This is a genomic window from Streptomyces shenzhenensis, assembly GCF_021462265.1.
GTDB classification, from domain to species: Bacteria; Actinomycetota; Actinomycetes; order Streptomycetales; family Streptomycetaceae; genus Streptomyces; species Streptomyces shenzhenensis.
On the sequence record NZ_JAJONF010000024.1, the window covers coordinates 98127 to 114234 of the forward strand.

At 71.2% G+C, this 16108-nt stretch carries 13 protein-coding genes; 8 read left to right on the plus strand and 5 right to left on the minus strand.

Annotated features, from left to right (window positions below; all coding sequences use genetic code 11):
- Nucleotides 1–197: 197 nt before the first annotated feature.
- The 4 genes from LQ326_RS27980 (at nt 198) to ybaK (ending at nt 4298) form a co-directional block, all read left to right on the plus strand.
- Entirely contained in the window at nt 198–1775 is a 1578-nt protein-coding gene (locus LQ326_RS27980; protein WP_234541359.1) for an oxidoreductase, read from the plus strand.
- 182 nt (nt 1776–1957) lie between these two features.
- Nucleotides 1958–3022, plus strand: a complete 1065-nt coding sequence (locus tag LQ326_RS27985; RefSeq protein ID WP_372496972.1) for a hypothetical protein — start codon at nt 1958–1960, stop codon at nt 3020–3022.
- A gap of 11 nt (nt 3023–3033) precedes the next feature.
- Nucleotides 3034–3774 carry an LON peptidase substrate-binding domain-containing protein gene (locus LQ326_RS27990; protein WP_234541362.1) on the plus strand — a complete coding sequence of 247 codons (741 nt, stop codon included), beginning with the start codon at nt 3034–3036 and terminating at the stop codon, nt 3772–3774.
- A 17-nt stretch (nt 3775–3791) separates the two neighbouring features.
- Entirely contained in the window at nt 3792–4298 is a 507-nt protein-coding gene (gene ybaK, locus LQ326_RS27995) for a Cys-tRNA(Pro) deacylase (protein ID WP_234541363.1), read from the plus strand.
- Nucleotides 4299–4620: 322 nt separating this feature from the next.
- Here the strand turns inward: ybaK and LQ326_RS28000 are convergent, their stop codons facing one another.
- From LQ326_RS28000 to LQ326_RS28015, 4 genes are all read right to left on the minus strand, one after another.
- Entirely contained in the window at nt 4621–5331 is a 711-nt protein-coding gene (locus LQ326_RS28000; RefSeq protein ID WP_234541364.1) for an AAA family ATPase, read from the minus strand.
- A gap of 34 nt (nt 5332–5365) precedes the next feature.
- The gene (locus LQ326_RS28005) at nt 5366–6193 is read right to left on the minus strand and encodes an ABC transporter permease (RefSeq protein ID WP_234541366.1); all 828 of its coding nucleotides are present in this window, start codon (nt 6191–6193) and stop codon (nt 5366–5368) included.
- An 88-nt stretch (nt 6194–6281) separates the two neighbouring features.
- Entirely contained in the window at nt 6282–7256 is a 975-nt protein-coding gene (locus tag LQ326_RS28010; protein ID WP_372496973.1) for an ABC transporter ATP-binding protein, read from the minus strand.
- Between the two features lie 186 nt (nt 7257–7442).
- On the minus strand, nt 7443–8669 hold the full coding sequence (locus LQ326_RS28015) for an NYN domain-containing protein (RefSeq protein ID WP_234541368.1): 1227 nt from the start codon (nt 8667–8669) through the stop codon (nt 7443–7445).
- Nucleotides 8670–8889: 220 nt separating this feature from the next.
- Here LQ326_RS28015 and LQ326_RS28020 point away from each other — a divergent pair, with 220 nt between their 5' ends.
- Nucleotides 8890–9066 (plus strand): hypothetical protein, encoded by a 177-nt coding sequence (locus LQ326_RS28020; RefSeq protein ID WP_181802551.1) that lies wholly within the window; start codon nt 8890–8892, stop codon nt 9064–9066.
- Nucleotides 9067–9167: 101 nt separating this feature from the next.
- Here the strand turns inward: LQ326_RS28020 and dnaE are convergent, their stop codons facing one another.
- Entirely contained in the window at nt 9168–12707 is a 3540-nt protein-coding gene (gene dnaE, locus LQ326_RS28025; RefSeq protein WP_234541369.1) for a DNA polymerase III subunit alpha, read from the minus strand.
- Nucleotides 12708–12980: 273 nt separating this feature from the next.
- Here dnaE and LQ326_RS28030 point away from each other — a divergent pair, with 273 nt between their 5' ends.
- From LQ326_RS28030 to LQ326_RS28040, 3 genes are all read left to right on the plus strand, one after another.
- Nucleotides 12981–14327 (plus strand): DUF2252 domain-containing protein, encoded by a 1347-nt coding sequence (locus tag LQ326_RS28030; protein ID WP_234541370.1) that lies wholly within the window; start codon nt 12981–12983, stop codon nt 14325–14327.
- A 67-nt stretch (nt 14328–14394) separates the two neighbouring features.
- Nucleotides 14395–15087: a hypothetical protein gene (locus LQ326_RS28035; protein ID WP_234541371.1), complete on the plus strand. Its 693-nt coding sequence runs from the start codon at nt 14395–14397 to the stop codon at nt 15085–15087.
- A 101-nt stretch (nt 15088–15188) separates the two neighbouring features.
- Nucleotides 15189–16037 carry a thioredoxin domain-containing protein gene (locus tag LQ326_RS28040; RefSeq protein ID WP_234541373.1) on the plus strand — a complete coding sequence of 283 codons (849 nt, stop codon included), beginning with the start codon at nt 15189–15191 and terminating at the stop codon, nt 16035–16037.
- Nucleotides 16038–16108: the final 71 nt, after the last annotated feature.

The following is a 16108-nucleotide window of genomic DNA, read 5'->3' on the forward strand; positions in this document are numbered from 1 at the left end:
GACCAATTCTCTCAGACGGCACTCGGGGCCCGTCCGTGCGTATCAATGGCTGATACAGAACGTGGGCCAACGGCCGGTACATAGCCTGGCCTGAACCCGGAAGATCACCGTCACGTTGTGTGTTCGGGATCTCACGCACCGGGCATCACCGGTTGTACCGACATGACTCACGAATGGCCGAGGAAGAAGGAAGAGCCGTGACCGAGGGGGACGGCGTCCGGGACGGGGACCTGCCGGACGATCTGACCGCGGCCGAGGCCGGCATGTGGCAGGCGTTCCGCAACGGCAGTGTGTACGACCTGAGCAGCGGCGACGCGCACGTGGACGATCCGCACGGCGGCCACCCGTGGGGACCGGAGCGGACCGTGCGGGCGCGGATCGTCTGCTGGCTGCTGCTCGACGGTCCGCCGGCGCTGGACGGCCGGGTGTCCTCGCTGAAGCTGGCCGGCGTCCGGATCACCGGCACCCTGGACCTGGCGGGCGGCACGGTCAAGCCGTACGTGGAGCTGCGCGGCTGCCGGTTCGACGAGGAGATACTTCTGCCGGAGGCGTACTTCACGACCGTGCGGTTCGTGGACTGCGCGGCGCCACGCCTTGAGGCGGCCCGGGTGCACACGGAGGGTGACCTGCATCTGCCGCGCTGCCGTTTCCTCGGCGGGGTCCGGCTGACCGACGCCCACATCGGCACCGATCTGCTGCTGAACCAGGCGGTGGTGTACCGGGACCGCAGCGGGCGCTCGATCGCGGCGGACGGCATGACCGTCGGCCAGGACCTGCAGGCGGAGCTCCTGGAGACGCACGGGGAGCTGAGCCTGCGCAGCGCCAAGGTGGGCGTCTCGCTGAGCCTGCGCGGGGCGCGGCTGCGCAATCCCGACGGGCGGTTCGCGCTGAACGCGCCCCAGCTGACGGTCGGCCGGACCCTCTACCTGACCCCGGCCGGGGTGGGCGGCCCCTGGCTCAGCGGGACGACCCCGGCGCACGGGACGCGGATCCAGCGCTTCGAGTGCCAGGGCGGGATCCGGCTCGACGACGGGCGGTTCGGGGACGCGGTCGACCTGGAGCGGGCGCGGTTCGTCCTCACGGACGACCAGAACCTGTCGCTGCGCCGGGTACAGACGCCGGAACTGCGGTTCCTCGGCGAGGAGCCGCAGCGCGGCGGGGTGCTGCTGTCGGGCGCCCGGACCACCAACCTGGTCGACCGGGCGGTCAGCTGGCCGGGGCCGGGACGGCTGCACATGGGCGGGTTCGTCTACGAGAACCTGGTACCGCAGGGCCCGTTCCCGCTGACCCGGCGCCTGGAGTGGGTGGCGGCGGCGACCGCCGAGTACAACCCGGAGCCGTACGAGCGCCTCGCGGCCGTGCTGCGGGCCGCCGGCGAGGACGAGGACGCGCGCGAGGTGCTGCTCGCCAAGCAGCGGCGGCGCCGCGAGACGCTGCCGCTGGCCGCCAAGCTCTGGGGGTACGCGCAGGACCTGACGGTGGCCTACGGCTACCGGCCGGGCCGGGCGGCGGTGTGGATGGCGGTGCTGTGGGCGGCGGGCACGCTCGCGTTCACGCACGCCCCGCATCCGCCGATGAACTCCGGTGGCCATCCGGCCTGGGATCCGGCGCTGTTCGTCCTGGACCTGCTGCTGCCGGTGATCGACCTGGGCCAGGCCGGCCAGTGGCGGCTCACCGGCGGCTGGCAGTGGGCGGCGGCGGCGATGATCCTGCTGGGCTGGATCCTGGCGACGACGGTGGCGGCCGGGGCGACGAGGCTGCTGCGGCGGGGCTGACCCCTTGGGCCGCTGAGGCGGGTGAGCGGCCGGACGGTGCCGCCGGGGCGGCTGAGCGGGGCCGCTGACAGGTACCCAGCAGGTGAGCGACGGTCACCTTTTACTCGCCCTTGACTACTGAGGGTACAACTTTCGTGGAGTTGGCCATACCGTCTGGCGCTGCCCCGACCTGCGGACTTTCAATGGTGGACGCCATGGCTTCGCTGCGCGCGCTCTTCCGTCCCCCGCGGAGGGCAACGACCGCCTCGCCTCTCGCCGCCGGAGGGCTCCCGGCCGACGACGAGGTGTTCCTCGACGCGCCCGACGAGCGGCTCGCTCCGGTGCTGGTCGCGGCGGGCCGGGGCGAGTACGCACCCGTCGCGGGTCTGCTGGCCGGCACCCGGAGGACGGCCGAGTGGGAGGAACGGGACCGGTACGCGCACCGGCTCGCCCTCTTCGCCCGCTGCCGCGCCGAGTGGCTCGACCAGTGGGCCATGGCCGCCCCGCACGACCCGGACCTGCTGGTGGTCCAGGCCCAGCTCGCGGTGGACCACGCCTGGGACTCCCCCGCCCGCGCGGAACTCCTGCGCCCGCTCAGCCCCCTGATCACGGCGGCCGCGCGCGGCGACGACCGGGACCCGGTGCCGTGGCGGATCGCGCTCGACCACGCCCGGGGGACGAACGCCGGCCACCGGTACTTCGAGGAGCTGTGGGAGGCGGCGGTCCGCCGCGCCCCGCACCACTACGGCTGCCATGTGGCGGCGCTGCGCTATCTGGGCACGTACTGGCACGGCTCGCACCGCGAGTGCTTCGACTTCGCCGACCTGGCCGCGCAGGACGCGCCGCCGGACTCGCTCGTCCAGGCCCTGCCGGTCCGCGCGGCCTTCGCCTACCTCACCGACGGCTGCGGCCCGGGGGTGCCGCGGGCCCGTCTGGACGCGGCGGCCGACCGGGCGACCGCCCTGTCCGCGCGGTTCCCAGCGGCCGATCCCTGGCCCGCCGAGATCCGCAACACGTTGATGTACCTGCTGGTCCGCCTGGAACGCTGGGAGGCCGCCCGCACCCAGCTGCGGCTGATCGGCCCGTACGTCACGTCCTTCCCCTGGGGCCGGCTCTCCGACGACCCGCTGGGCCATTTCGTACGCCTGCGCGACCACCTGCTGGCCGGTACGGAACCGCCGCCCGAGGCCGCGTCGATCCCCTCCCCGAGGACCGCGGGACGCCCACGGACCGGGCACGGCGGACATGTTCCCGCCGATGACCACTAGGCTGTGGCGCCGTGACCACCGTCCGTCTTCCCCTCTTCCCGCTGAACTCGGTGCTGTTCCCGGGGCTGGTGCTGCCGCTGAACGTCTTCGAGGAGCGCTATCGCGCCATGATGCGCGACCTGCTGAAGACACCCGAGGAAGAACCGCGCCGGTTCGCCGTCGTGGCGATCCGCGACGGCCACGAGGTGGCGGCGAGCGCGCCGGGCATGCCGGACCCGACCGCCCAGCCCGAGAAGGGCCCGGCGGCCGGCTTCGGGCCCGAGCCTCTCAAGTCCTTCCACCGGGTGGGCTGTGTGGCGGACGCGGCGACGATCCGGGAGCGGGCGAACGGCACGTTCGAGGTGCTGGCGACCGGGACGAACCGGGTGCGGCTGCTCTCCGTCGACGCGTCGGGACCGTTCCTGACGGCGGAGCTGGAGCAGCTGCCGGAGGAACAGGGCGACGAGGCCGGCGCGCTGGCCGAGGGTGTCCTGCGGGCCTTCCGTCAGTACCAGAAGCGCCTGGCGGGCGCGCGGGAACGCTCGCTGTCCACCGGCGTCGACCTCCCGGACGAACCGTCCGTCGTCTCCTACCTGGTCGCGGCCGCGATGATGCACGACACCCCCACCAAGCAGCGCCTGCTCCAGGCGCCCGACACGGCGTCCCGCCTCCGCGACGAGCTGAAACTCCTTCGCGCCGAGACCGCGATCATCCGTAATCTGCCGTCCCTGCCCGCCGCGGAGCTGACGCGGGCGCCGACGAGTCTGAACTGAGCCGGGGTTTTCTGAACATGGCGAAGAAGCCGAAGAAGCAGCAGTCCGGGGGCGGCGGCACCCCGGCGACGGTGGCCCTGAACACAGCGGGGATGGACTTCACGGTCCACTCCTACGACCACGACCCCGCGCATCCGTCCTACGGGGAGGAGGCCGCGGAGGCGATGGGCGTGTCCCCGGACCGCGTCTTCAAGACCCTGGTCGCGGACGTGGACGGGACGCTCACCGTGGCGGTGGTCCCGGTGGCCGGCAGCCTTGACCTCAAGGCCCTGGCGACCGCGGTCGGCGGCAAGCGCGCGGCGATGGCCGACCCGGCCCTGGCCGAGCGCACGACGGGCTACATCCGCGGCGGCATCTCCCCGCTCGGCCAGCGCAGGAAACTCCCCACGGTCCTGGACGCGTCGGCGTCGGCCCACCTCACGATCTGCGTCTCGGCGGGCCGCCGCGGCCTGGAGGTGGAACTCGCCCCGACCGACCTGGCCACCCTCACGAACGCCACCCTGGCCCCCATCGGGCGTCCCTGATCGACGAGTCTCGCTGGCCGGCCCCGCGCCCCCACCGGAGCGCTCCGCAGCCGCCTGAGACGACAACCCGGCCGCGGGCCCTCATGGGCCGGTCGCGCAGTCCCCCGCGCCCCTGGCTCTTCTGCCGCCACGCCCGATCACCAGTCACCGAACGTGGCCCGCACCCCCACCACCAGCCCGTCCGGCGTTTGAGGACGAGGCCGTTCAGGCCGATGCGGGGGTTCGGGGGCGGCAGCCCCCGGAGCGGGCGGTCGAAGGGGGCCCACCCCCTGGAGGACGGGACGTGGACGGGACGGGCAGGGGCGGCGGGGGCGAGAAAGACCTACGCCGGTGGAGCGGCGTACGGTCCGTCCTCGTAGGGCGGCTCCGGGTCCCGCGGACCGAACAGCGCCGTCAGCCCCAGATGCACCACCAACGCCCCCAACGACCATGCCAGCAACGCCCCCTTCGCCCCGAGCTTCAGCGGCGCCGAGAACGTCACCCCCTTCCCCACGGCCTTCGCATGGGCGATCACATCCTGCTCCGGCCCCAGCCACACCCCGAGCCGCCAGGCCAGGAACGACGCGAGCAGCCCCCCGACCCCCAGCGCCACCACCAGCGGCACACCCCCACGCCGCCGCCACAGGAACACCACGACCGCGCTCACCACCCCGAAGGCCAGCGCGAGCAGTGTGAACGTCCCGTCCACCCCCGCCGCCTGCTCCCCCTCGCTGTCCTTGAGGTAGACCGCCCAGCTCTTGCCTGACTGGTCCCCCACCAACGGCACATGCGGCGCCAGCCACAGCCACAGCAGCCCGAGCAGCACACCGCTGACCGCCACCGCGACGGCGATCACCGCGGCCTCCCGCAGTTCGGTCTTCATCCCGGGACCGTCCTGTCCGTACTCGCCGTGATGCCCGCCCCGGCCGTACTGGCCGTACTCGCCGTGCTGTCCGTACTCTCCCGCGGCCTCCCCGTCGGGCGGCGGTGCCTGCCGGGCCTGGTGCGAGGACTGGTCGTGCGGCGGCGGAGGCGGCGTCAACGGTGCGGTCACGATGCCATCGTGCCAGGTCGGCCTGTGGGGCGCGTCACCGGACGGCCGCCCTGCGGTACGCCCACGTGGCGACGGCCAGTGAGACGACCCCCACCCCCGCGCACACGCCCAGGTCAGCGAGGACCACGGCCCAGTCGGGCCGCGCCCCGAAGGTATGGGCGTAGGCCTCGACGCCGTACGTGGAAGGCAGCAGGTCGCGGGCGAACTGGATGAACCCCGGCATCCGGTCCGGCGGCAGCACCCCGAGCAGCAGCGCCGCCGACATGCCCAGCTGCCCGAGCAGCGTGGCCAGTTCGGGGCGCGGTGCGAGCAGTCCACAGGCCGCGCCGAGCCCCGCCAGCGCCGCCCCCGCGAGCGGGATCACGGCGAGCAGGATCCACAGGTTCCCGAGCGGCAGCCCGAAGAGCACGCACCCGAAGACGGCCGTCACCAGCGTCCCGGGCACGGTGAAGGACGCGTACGCCGCGGCCGCCCCGAGCACCACCGAGGCCGGCGGCACGGGCAGCGTGGCGTAATGGTCGAGCCCGCCGCTCGCCCGCAGCTGTCCGAAGTACTGCGCCAGCAGGTTCAGCGCCACGAAGGCCACCACGACCACCGCCGAGCCCGCCACCACCGACTCGGCCTCGCCCCGCGAGTCCACCACCCCGCGCATCATGACCATGATGCCGACGGACTGGAAGGTCGCGACGAACAGCAGCGGGATCCGGGCCACCCGGGCCCGGGACAGCTGCGCCCGGTAGACGGCCAGCAGCGCCGGCCACAGCCGCGCGCGCGGGCCCAGCTCGGCCGCCGGGGCGCCCGGCGCCGTCTCCTCCACGGCCTGGGCACCGCCCGGCAGAACCTCCGCGGGTACGACACTCACGTCGCTCTGCTCCCTTTCCGTGCGGCACCTGCGGCCCGTACCGCCGCCGCGTCTTTCCGTACGCGCCCGGCCGCCGCCCCGTTCACCCTCACGCCTTCACCAGCCCCTGCCGTGCGGCGCCGCCCAGCGCCAGGTAGACGTCCTCCAGGCTGGGCGTGGCGAGGGTGAAGTCGTCGAGGGCGCCGAACGCGGCCCCGCCGGTCACCGTGGCGACGACGGTACGCGCCTCCTCGGGCGCGAGCCGCAGCGTCCAGCGCCGGCCGGACTCGACGGCGCGCTCCCGCAGGACGGCCACCTCGGGCACGTCCAGCGGGGCCTCCTCCCGCCACACCAGCTCGACCCGCACCTCGCCGGCGACCCGTTCCTTGAGCCGGGCCGGGGTGTCGCAGGCGATGACCCGGCCCTGGTCGATGACGGCGACCCGGTCGAGAACCGTCTCGGCCTCGATGACGTTGTGGGTGACCAGCACCACGGTGGCCCCCCGCTCGGCCCGACGCCGGTCCACGGCGGCCCACACGGCCCGCCTGGCGACCGGGTCCATGCCGGTCGTCGGCTCGTCGAGCACGAGCAGCGGCCGCTCCCCGACCAGCGCGGCGGCGAAGCACGCGAGCCGCCGCTGTCCCCCGGAGAGCTTCTTGAGCGCCCGTCCGGCGATCGGCGTCAGGCCCAGCTCCTCCAGCACGGCGTCGCGCTCGCTCCGGGCCTGCCGTACGTCCAGTCCGCGCAGCCGCCCGGTGGTCTCGGCGGCGAGGGACACGGTCAGCTCGTCGAGGGCGCTGGACTCCTGCCCGAGGTAGGCGAGGAGCCGCGCGGCCCGCTCCGGGTGCCGCACGATGTCGTGCCCGAGGATCTCGACGCTGCCCGTGTCGGGCCGCAGCAGCCCGGTGAGCTGCCGTACGAGCGTCGACTTGCCGGCCCCGTTCGGCCCGAGCAGCCCGAAGATCTCCCCGCGCCGGACCACGAGCTCCACCCTGTCGGTGGCCCGCACCGCGGGCACGGCGGGGGCGCCACGCCGTCCTTTGACCGCGGCGTAGGTCTTGGTCAGCCCACGCACCGCACACACGACATCACCCTGTCGCCGAAGTGCCCGACCCACGCCCGTACTCACAAGGAACGAGCCTACGGGGTCACCCCGGTTTACTCGCCTTTGGGGCGCCTCGGCTTTCACATCCGCGGCTGGGCCGCGGAGGCGCCAGCGGCCCCCGGCGGCCCGCAGTCGCCGCCGCGCCGCCCGGCCCCGCCCCGTCCGCTACTCTCCCGCCGACGCGTGCTCCCCGGCCCCCGCCGGAACATCGAACTCTCTCCAGAACCCCGCCCGAATGGCGTACCGGTCGTGCTCGTCGATCTGGTCGTCCTTGTGCGCCAGCAGCCCGAAGCGCGCCGCGTACCGCAACAGCTCCCCGTCGATCCGGTGCGGAATCCGCGGATACATCTCCGACAGCTTCTGCAGATGGCTCTGGTCCCCGAGCCGCGACATCCACCGCCGCGCGAACACCTGCCCGACCTCGTACGGATCCCCGCCGACGGTCGTGATGTCCTCCTCCCGGTCGGCCCACCGCTGCTCCGCGGTGGTCAGCTGCGCCAGTGTCGGCATGGACGCCGCCTCCGCCGACTCCGCCGCGCCCCCCGGCCGGTCCACCCACCCCTTGTCGGAGGACCACCGCAGCGTGGCCGTCGTCGCCGGATGCTGGACCGGCTGGGCCCCCGGCGCCCGCAGCGCGGCGAGATCCTTGGGCGTCGGCACCCCCTTCGGCGCCGGCATCCGCTCCGCCGTCCCGTTCTCCACCGCCCGCGCCGCGGGTGCCCGGTCGGCATTCTCGGTCCCCGCCTCCGCCGCGGCCGCCAGCGACGACTCCGGCAGCGGCGCCGAGAGGATCGCGGCGATCTCCGGCCGCGGCACCGGCTGCGGCGCGCAGACCCCGGTCAGCTCCTTGGCCCGTACCGCCTGGGTGATCCACGCCCGGTCCAGCACCCGCCGCTCGTCGGCCTCGGCGACCAGGTCCTCGGACTGGTTGTAGTCCCCGTCGGCGGCCTGTACGGCCCACAGGTGTACGGCGACCCCGTGCTCCTTGGCAGCCATCATGCCCGGCAGCAGGTCCCCGTCGCCGGTCACCAGCACGACGTCGGAGCAGGCGCGGTTGCGGGCCAGCTCGGTCAGCTCGGCGTGCATGGCCGCGTCCACGCCCTTCTGCGCCCAGCGTCCGTCGCTGCGGGTCAGCGCGCCGAGCCGGACGGTCACCCGGGGCATCACGCGCAGCCTGCGGTGTTCCGGCTGGGGAACACGGTCGGGGGCGCCGTCGAACCAGTAGATGCGCAGCAGTGGACGCTCGGTGTCGGACTCCGCGCGGTCGCGCAACGCCTGGATCAGCGCGGCGTGGTCGACGGTGATCCGGGATCGGGAGGGCTCACCGGCGAGGAGACTGGCGGCGGCACCCAGCAGATACCCGGCGTCCACCAGGACAATGCAGCGGTCCACGCGACTCACCCTCTTTCCGGGAGGTTTGCTTTCGGGGCTTCCTTCGAGTCTGCCCGACCACGCGGGGGTTAACGGCCCGAACTCGATCTTCGGCGTGGCGTTTCGGGGCCTCGTCCTCCGACAAGCCCTGTTACAGACGGTAATTATCCGAAATGCGCCTGTTGTCAGCCTATGTGAATCTGAATTTGGCCCCTAGATCCCCCACAGGAGGCAGATCACCATGGCCAAGAACAAGAACCGCAAGGGTGGCTCCCAGAACCGCGCCTCGCAGGCCGAGCAGACCCACGAGCACGGGCAGCGTACGTCGAACGAGCCCCAGGACTCGCCGGTGTCGCACATCCAGGGCAGCCCTGCCGATGTTGCTCGTAAGAAGCAGAAGAGCTTCGGCCACAACTGAGCGGATCGATCAGGTCCCACCCGGCAGTTGAAGCCCAGCCGTGCAGGAGGGGCGCACCCGTTGCGGGTGCGCCCCTTCCGCGCGTGTACGGACCGGAAACCCTATCCGGCCAGGCAGGACGGGCCGAGCAGCACCTTGAGGTCGCCGAACAGCGCCGGGTCCGGCTTCACCCGGTGCCGGTCGAGCCGCAGCACGGTGGTCTTGGTCGGGCCCTGCAGCTTGATCCGGACCTCGCTGTCGCCCTTGTGGTGGCTGAGGATCTCGCCGAGGCGGCTGACCATCGGCGGGGTGACCCTGGTGGCCGGGATGGTGAGGATCACGGGCGCGTTGGTGCCGGCGTTCGAGAGGTCCGGGACGGCCAGCTCCATGGCGACGAGCCGGGGCACGTCCTCGCGCTTGTCGAGGCGGCCCTTGACGAACACGACCGCGTCCTCGACGAGTTGGGTCGAGATCAGCTGGTAGGTCGCCGGGAAGAACATGCACTCGATGGAACCGGCCAGGTCCTCGACGGTGGCGATCGCCCAGGCGTTGCCCTGCTTGGTCATCTTGCGCTGCAGGCCCGAGATGATGCCGCCGATGGTGACCACCGCGCCGTCCGCGTGCTCACCGCCGGTCAGCTGGGCGATGCCCGCGTCCGCCTTGTCCGAGAGCACGTGCTCCAGGCCGAAGAGCGGGTGGTCGGAGACGTACAGACCGAGCATCTCCCGCTCCTGGGCGAGCAGATAGGCCTTGTCCCACTCGTCCTCGGTGAACTGCACGTCGAGTCCGAAGCCGGGCTCGCTGGTCTCCTCCTCGCCCATGCCGCCGAAGAGGTCGAACTGGCCCTCGGCCTCCTTGCGTTTGACCGCGACCACGTTGTCGATCATCGGCTCGAACTGTGCGGTGAGGCCCTTGCGGGTGTGCCCGAGGGTGTCGAACGCGCCCGCCTTGATCAGCGACTCCGTGGTGCGCTTGTTGCACGCGACGGCCTCGACCTTGTCGAGGTAGTCGGGGAAGGAGGCGTACTTGCCCTTGGCCTTGCGGCTCTTGATGATCGACTCGACCACGTTGGTACCGACGTTGCGCACGGCCTCCAGGCCGAACAGGATCACGTCGTCGCCCTGCGCGGCGAAGTTGTGCACCGACTCGTTGACGTTCGGCGGGAGCACCTTGATGCCCATGCGGCGGCATTCGTTGAGGTAGATCGCCGACTTGTCCTTGTCGTCCTTGACGGAGGTCAGCAGCGCGGCCATGTACTCGGCCGGGTAGTTCGCCTTGAGGTAGGCGGTCCAGTAGGAGACCAGGCCGTACGCGGCGGAGTGCGCCTTGTTGAACGCGTAGCCGGCGAACGGGACCAGGACGTCCCACAGGGCCTGGATCGCCTCGTCGCTGTAGCCGTTCTTCTTGGCGCCGGCCTGGAAGATGGTGAAGTTCTTGGCCAGTTCGTCGGGCTTCTTCTTGCCCATCACGCGACGCAGGATGTCGGCCTCGCCGAGCGAGTAGCCGGCGATGATCTGGGCGGCCTTCTGCACCTGCTCCTGATAGACGATCAGGCCGTAGGTGACCGCGAGGACCTCTTCGAGGGGCTCCTCCAGCTCCTTGTGGATCGGGGTGATCTCCTGGAGCTTGTTCTTGCGGAGCGCGTAGTTGGTGTGCGAGTCCATGCCCATCGGGCCCGGACGGTAGAGCGCCGACACGGCGGAGATGTCTTCGAAGTTGTCGGGCTTCATCAGGCGCAGCAGGGAGCGCATGGGGCCGCCGTCGAACTGGAAGACGCCCAGGGTGTCACCGCGCTGGAGCAGTTCGAAGGTCGTCGGGTCGTCCAGCGGCAGCGACAGCAGGTCGATGTCGACGCCCTTGTTGGACTTCACCATCTTGACGGCGTCGTCCATGATCGTCAGGTTGCGCAGACCCAGGAAGTCCATCTTCAGCAGGCCGAGCGACTCACAGCTCGGATAGTCCCACTGTGTGATGGTCACGCCGTCGGTGTGCCGCACCCACACCGGGACGTGCTCGGTGATGGTCTCGCTGGACATGATCACGCCGGCGGCGTGCACACCCATCTGCCGGACCAGGCCCTCGACGCCCTTGGCGGTGTCGATGACCTTCTTCACGTCCGGTTCGTTCTCGTACATCCCCCGGACCTCGCCCGCCTCGTTGTAGCGGGGGTGCGCGGGGTTGGTGATGCCGTCCAGGTCGATGCCCTTGCCGAGGACGTCGGCAGGCATGGCCTTGGTGATGCGGTCGCCCATCGCGTACGGGTAGCCGAGGACGCGCGCGGAGTCCTTGATCGCGTTCTTGGCCTTGATCTTGCCGTAGGTGCCGATCATGGCGACCTTGTCGGCGCCGTACTTCTCGGTCACGTACCTGATCACCTCGACGCGCCGGCGCTCGTCGAAGTCGATGTCGACGTCGGGCATGGAGACGCGCTCGGGGTTGAGGAACCGCTCGAAGATCAGGCCGTGCGGGATCGGGTCGAGGTCGGTGATGCCCATGGCGTAGGCGACGATCGAGCCGGCCGCGGAGCCTCGGCCGGGGCCGACCGCGATGCCGTTGTTCTTGGCCCACATGATGAAGTCGGCGACGACGAGGAAGTAGCCCGGGAACCCCATCTGGATGATGACGTCCATCTCGTACTCGACCTGCTTCTGCCGGTCCTCGGGGACACCGCCGGGGAAGCGGCGGTCCATGCCCCGGCGGACCTCCTCCTTGAACCAGGTGACCTCGGTGTAGCCCTCGGGGATGTCGAACTTCGGCATGAGGTTCCTGGCCTCGAACATGCCGGTGGTGTCGACCATCTCGGCGACCAGGAGCGTGTTGGCGCAGCCCTCCTGCCAGGCGTCCGAGGAGTCGATGGCGTACATCTCGTCCGTGGACTTCAGGTAGTAGCCGGTGCCGTCGAACTTGAAGCGGTCCGGATCGGAGAGGTTCTTGCCGGTCTGGATGCACAGCAGGGCGTCGTGGGCGGTCGCCTCGTGCGCGTACGTGTAGTGCGAGTCGTTCGTCACCAGCGGCGGGATGCCGAGTTTCTTCCCGATGTCCAGCAGGCCCTCGCGGACCCGGTGCTCGATGTCGATGCCGTGGTCCATCAGCTCCAGGAAGTAACGGTCCTTGCCGAAGATGTCCTGGTACTCGGCGGCGGCCTTGAGGGCCTCGTCGTACTGGCCGAGGCGCAGCCGGGTCTGGAGTTCGCCGGAGGGGCAGCCGGTGGAGGCGACGATCCCCTCGGACCACTGGGCGATGGTCTCCTTGTCCATCCGGGGCCACTTCTGCAGCCAGCCCTCGGCGTACGCGTCCGAGGAGAGCCGGAAGAGGTTGTGCAGGCCCGTGCTGTTCACGGCCCACATCGTCTTGTGGGTGTAACCGCCGGAACCGGAGACGTCGTCCCGCTTCTGGTGCGGCTGGCCCCACTGGATCTTGCGCTTGTTGCGCCGGGACTCGGGGGCGACGTACGCCTCGATCCCGATGATCGGGGTGACCCCGGCCTTCTTCGCGGAGTGGAAGAAGTCGTACGCTCCGTGCAGGTTGCCGTGGTCGGACATGGCGATGTGGGTCATGCCCATCTCGTTGCAGGCGTTGAACATGTCCTTGAGCCGCGCGGCACCGTCCAGCAGCGAGTACTGGGTGTGGACGTGCAGGTGCGTGAAAGGCGGCTTTGACACGGTTTCGGCCTCCAAGTGAACCGGGGCGGCGCGAAGCGCCTCGTTGAGGGGCGGCGGTCGGGCGACGGGCGGGCAGGCGTCGACGATCTTCCGACCGGCTGCGGACAGTCTGGTGGGACATCGGAATCCTATGCCTCGGCACTGACACCCGGCGGGCTCCCCCGCGTACCTTCGTCCGAGAAAGGCGGGCACTCCCGGGGACCTTCGCACGTTGGTCCGGCGAGAGATCCGTGCCACATGTCAGGCAGCACCCGTACCAGGAGGCACCCAGCGATGTCGGTCCCCCAGCTCAACGACGAGCAGCGCGGCGAGGAGATCCTCGCCGTCTTCGACACCGCCTTCGGCGAGCTCCTGGCCGCCGACCCGGCCGCGTTCCGCGTGAAGTTCCGGAAGATGGCGGCCTCGGCCTTCGCCTTCTACCGGGGCACGGCCGCGCTCTTCTACCACGACCTGGACGCGGAGACCGCCGGGGGAGGCGGCCGGATATACACCGGCCCGTACCTGGACGAGCGCACCTCGCGGGTGTGGATCCACGGCGACCTGCACGCGGAGAACTTCGGCACCTACATGGATTCCAACGGCCGCCTGGTCTTCAACGTCAACGACTTCGACGAGGCCTACGTCGGCCCGTTCACCTGGGACCTGAAGCGCTTCGCCGCCTCCATCGCGCTGATCGGGTACGCGAAGGCGCTCAGCGACGAGCAGATCACCGAGCTGGTCGAGGTGTACGCGGACGCCTACCGCGAGCGCATCCACGCGCTGGCGACGGGCGCGAAGAGCGACGAGGTGCCGCCCTTCACCCTGGACACCGCCGAGGGCCCGCTGCTCGGCGCGCTGCGCGCGGCCCGCTCGCTGACCCGTTTCGAGCTGCTGGACTCGATGACGGAGATCCGCGACTGGGAGCGCCGGTTCGCCGCCGGCGGCGGCTCCATCGAGCTGGACGCCGCCACCCGCTACAAGGTGCTCGCGGCCTTCGACGGCTACCTGGAGACGCTCCCCGAGTCGTCCCTGTCCCGTCCGGACTCCTACCGCGTCAAGGACGTCGTGGGCCGCCGCGGGATCGGCATCGGCTCGGCCGGCCTGCCGTCGTACAACATCCTCCTGGAGGGCGCCACCGACGCCCTGGAGAACGACGTGGTGATCTACATCAAGCAGGCCCAGACACCGGCCGTCTCCCGGCACGTCACGGACCCGGCGATCCGGGAGTACTTCCAGCACGAGGGCCACCGCACGGTGATCTCGCAGCGCGCCCTGCAGGCGCACGCCGACCCGTGGCTGGGCTGGACCGAGCTGGACGGCGCGGGACAGCTGGTCGCCGAGGTGTCGCCGTACGCGGTGGACCTGGACTGGAGCGACATCGACGACCCGGAGGAGATCGCGGCGGTCGTCGCCGACCTCGGCCGGGCCACGGCGTCCATGCACTCGGCGGCCGACGACACCTCCGGCGAGTCCCTGGTGCCGTTCTCCACCGAGCGGGCCATCGACGCGGCGATCGCCGCCGACGAGGACGGATTCGCGGGCCTGCTCACCGACTTCGCGCACAGCTACGGCGCACGCGCGCGTGCCGACCACCAGATCTTCGTCGACCTGTTCCGCAACGGCCGCATTCCAGGCCTGTAACCTTCGCCGATTCTCAGGGCCCTTTTAGGGGTCCCCTACATGAGTACGTGACAGACTCTCCACCGCTATGGACATATCCGGGACCCAGCTCAGAGTCGTGCGCGCGGCGCTGTTCACGGCCTTCGTCGTGACGCTCAGCACCGCGTCGCACGTGCTGCTGTCCCGGGCCCCGCTGCCGTTCACGACGGTGGCGGCGGTCGCCGCCGGCGTGTTCCTCACCGCGTACGCGCTGGCGGGCCGCGAGCGCGGCTTCGGGCGGATCGCGGCCCTGTTGATCCCCCTGGAGCTGGCCGCCGACACGGTCTTCACCACCGGCCAGCACGCCTGCTACGGCCGGGCGGGCGGCCCCATCGCCGGCCCGTTGCGGGCGGTCGGCTTCGACGTGCTCTGCCACGGCGGCACGGTCGGCACCCCGCTGGCCCGCATGGCCGGCGGCTCCCGCGCCACCGCGGTCCTCGCGCAGGCCGACCCGGCCGCCGCCTGGCTGCTGCTCGCCGCGCACGTCGGCGTCGGGCTGCTCGCCGCCGCCTGGCTGCGCCGCGGCGAGCGCGCCCTGACCCAGTTGCTGCGCGCCGTGGCCGCCACCACCTTCCGCCCGCTGCTCCTCGCGGTCGCGGCCGGCACGGTCCGGCCGGCTCCGGTGCCACGGCTGCCGCGCCCGGCGCCCCGCCCGGCCGCCACCCGTGCCCTGCTCCTCGTGCACTCCCTGGGACGGCGCGGACCGCCGTGCTCCGGGGCGCTCGCCCTGCCCTTCGGCTGAGCGCCCTTCTCTCCCGAGCACGCCCGTCGTCCGAGCACGACGAGTCCCCCACACGTATCCCGCGCACGACATGTGCGCGTCCCCCTATGGAGATCACCGACATGAGCAAGCGGAACAGCCCAGCTGCCAAGAACGCGGCCCGGGAGCGGCTGCGCGCCGAGCGCGAGAAGCAGGCCAAGCGCGCGAAGGTCAAGCGGCAGGTCATCGTGGCCTGCTCGGTCGTGGCCGTGCTGGCCGCGGCGGGCGGCATAGGTTACGCCGTCGTCCAGGCCAACAAGCCCGGCTACTGGGAGTCGGAGAAGGACGCCAAGGTCGTCGCCCCGGCCAACACGACGGGTACCGACGGCACCACGGTCGTCATCGGCAAGTCCACCGCCGCGAAGACCCTGAAGGTCTACGAGGACCCGCGCTGCCCGATCTGCGCCCAGTTCGAGCAGACGGTCGGTCCGACGGTGAAGAAGGACATCGACGACGGCAAGTTCAAGATCCAGTACATCGGTGGCACGTTCCTCGACGGCGACTCCACTAAGAACGGAAAGGTGCAGATCGGCTCCCGCGGCGAGGGCTCCAAGAACGCGATGAGCGCCATGGGCGCGGCGCTGAACGTCAGCGACGAGGCGTTCCTGGAGTACAAGACCGCGCTGTACTCGAAGAAGTGGCACCCGGACGAGTCCACCGACAAGTTCAAGAACGACAGTTACCTCATCCAGGTCGCCGACACCGTCCCGGCCCTGAAGAACAACAAGTCCTTCCAGGCCGACGTGAAGTCCGGCAAGTACGACGCCTGGGCGCTGGCCATGTCGAAGACCTTCGACACCAACAAGGACGGCGTGACGGGCACTCCGAGCTTCGTCATGAACGGCAAGATGCTGACGGCCGACTCCAGCGGCAACCCGCCGATGACGGTCGCGGCCTTCAACTCCCTTGTGGACGCGGCCCTCAAGGGCTGACGCCCGACCGGAATCCCCGGCTCCACGTGAAGAGCAGGCGAACTTTCGCTGGTTCGCCTGCTCTTGTTCAT

What these genes read in the sequence shown, in the direction of transcription:
- ybaK (WP_234541363.1), top strand. Translation starts at nt 3,792, where the DNA reads ATGGCGAAGAAGCCGAAGAAGCAGCAGTCCGGGGGCGGCGGCACCCCG.
- LQ326_RS28040 (WP_234541373.1), top strand. Translation starts at nt 15,189, where the DNA reads ATGAGCAAGCGGAACAGCCCAGCTGCCAAGAACGCGGCCCGGGAGCGG.
- LQ326_RS28030 (WP_234541370.1), top strand. Translation starts at nt 12,981, where the DNA reads ATGTCGGTCCCCCAGCTCAACGACGAGCAGCGCGGCGAGGAGATCCTC.
- LQ326_RS28020 (WP_181802551.1), top strand. Translation starts at nt 8,890, where the DNA reads ATGGCCAAGAACAAGAACCGCAAGGGTGGCTCCCAGAACCGCGCCTCG.
- LQ326_RS28035 (WP_234541371.1), top strand. Translation starts at nt 14,395, where the DNA reads ATGGACATATCCGGGACCCAGCTCAGAGTCGTGCGCGCGGCGCTGTTC.
- LQ326_RS27985 (WP_372496972.1), top strand. Translation starts at nt 1,958, where the DNA reads ATGGTGGACGCCATGGCTTCGCTGCGCGCGCTCTTCCGTCCCCCGCGG.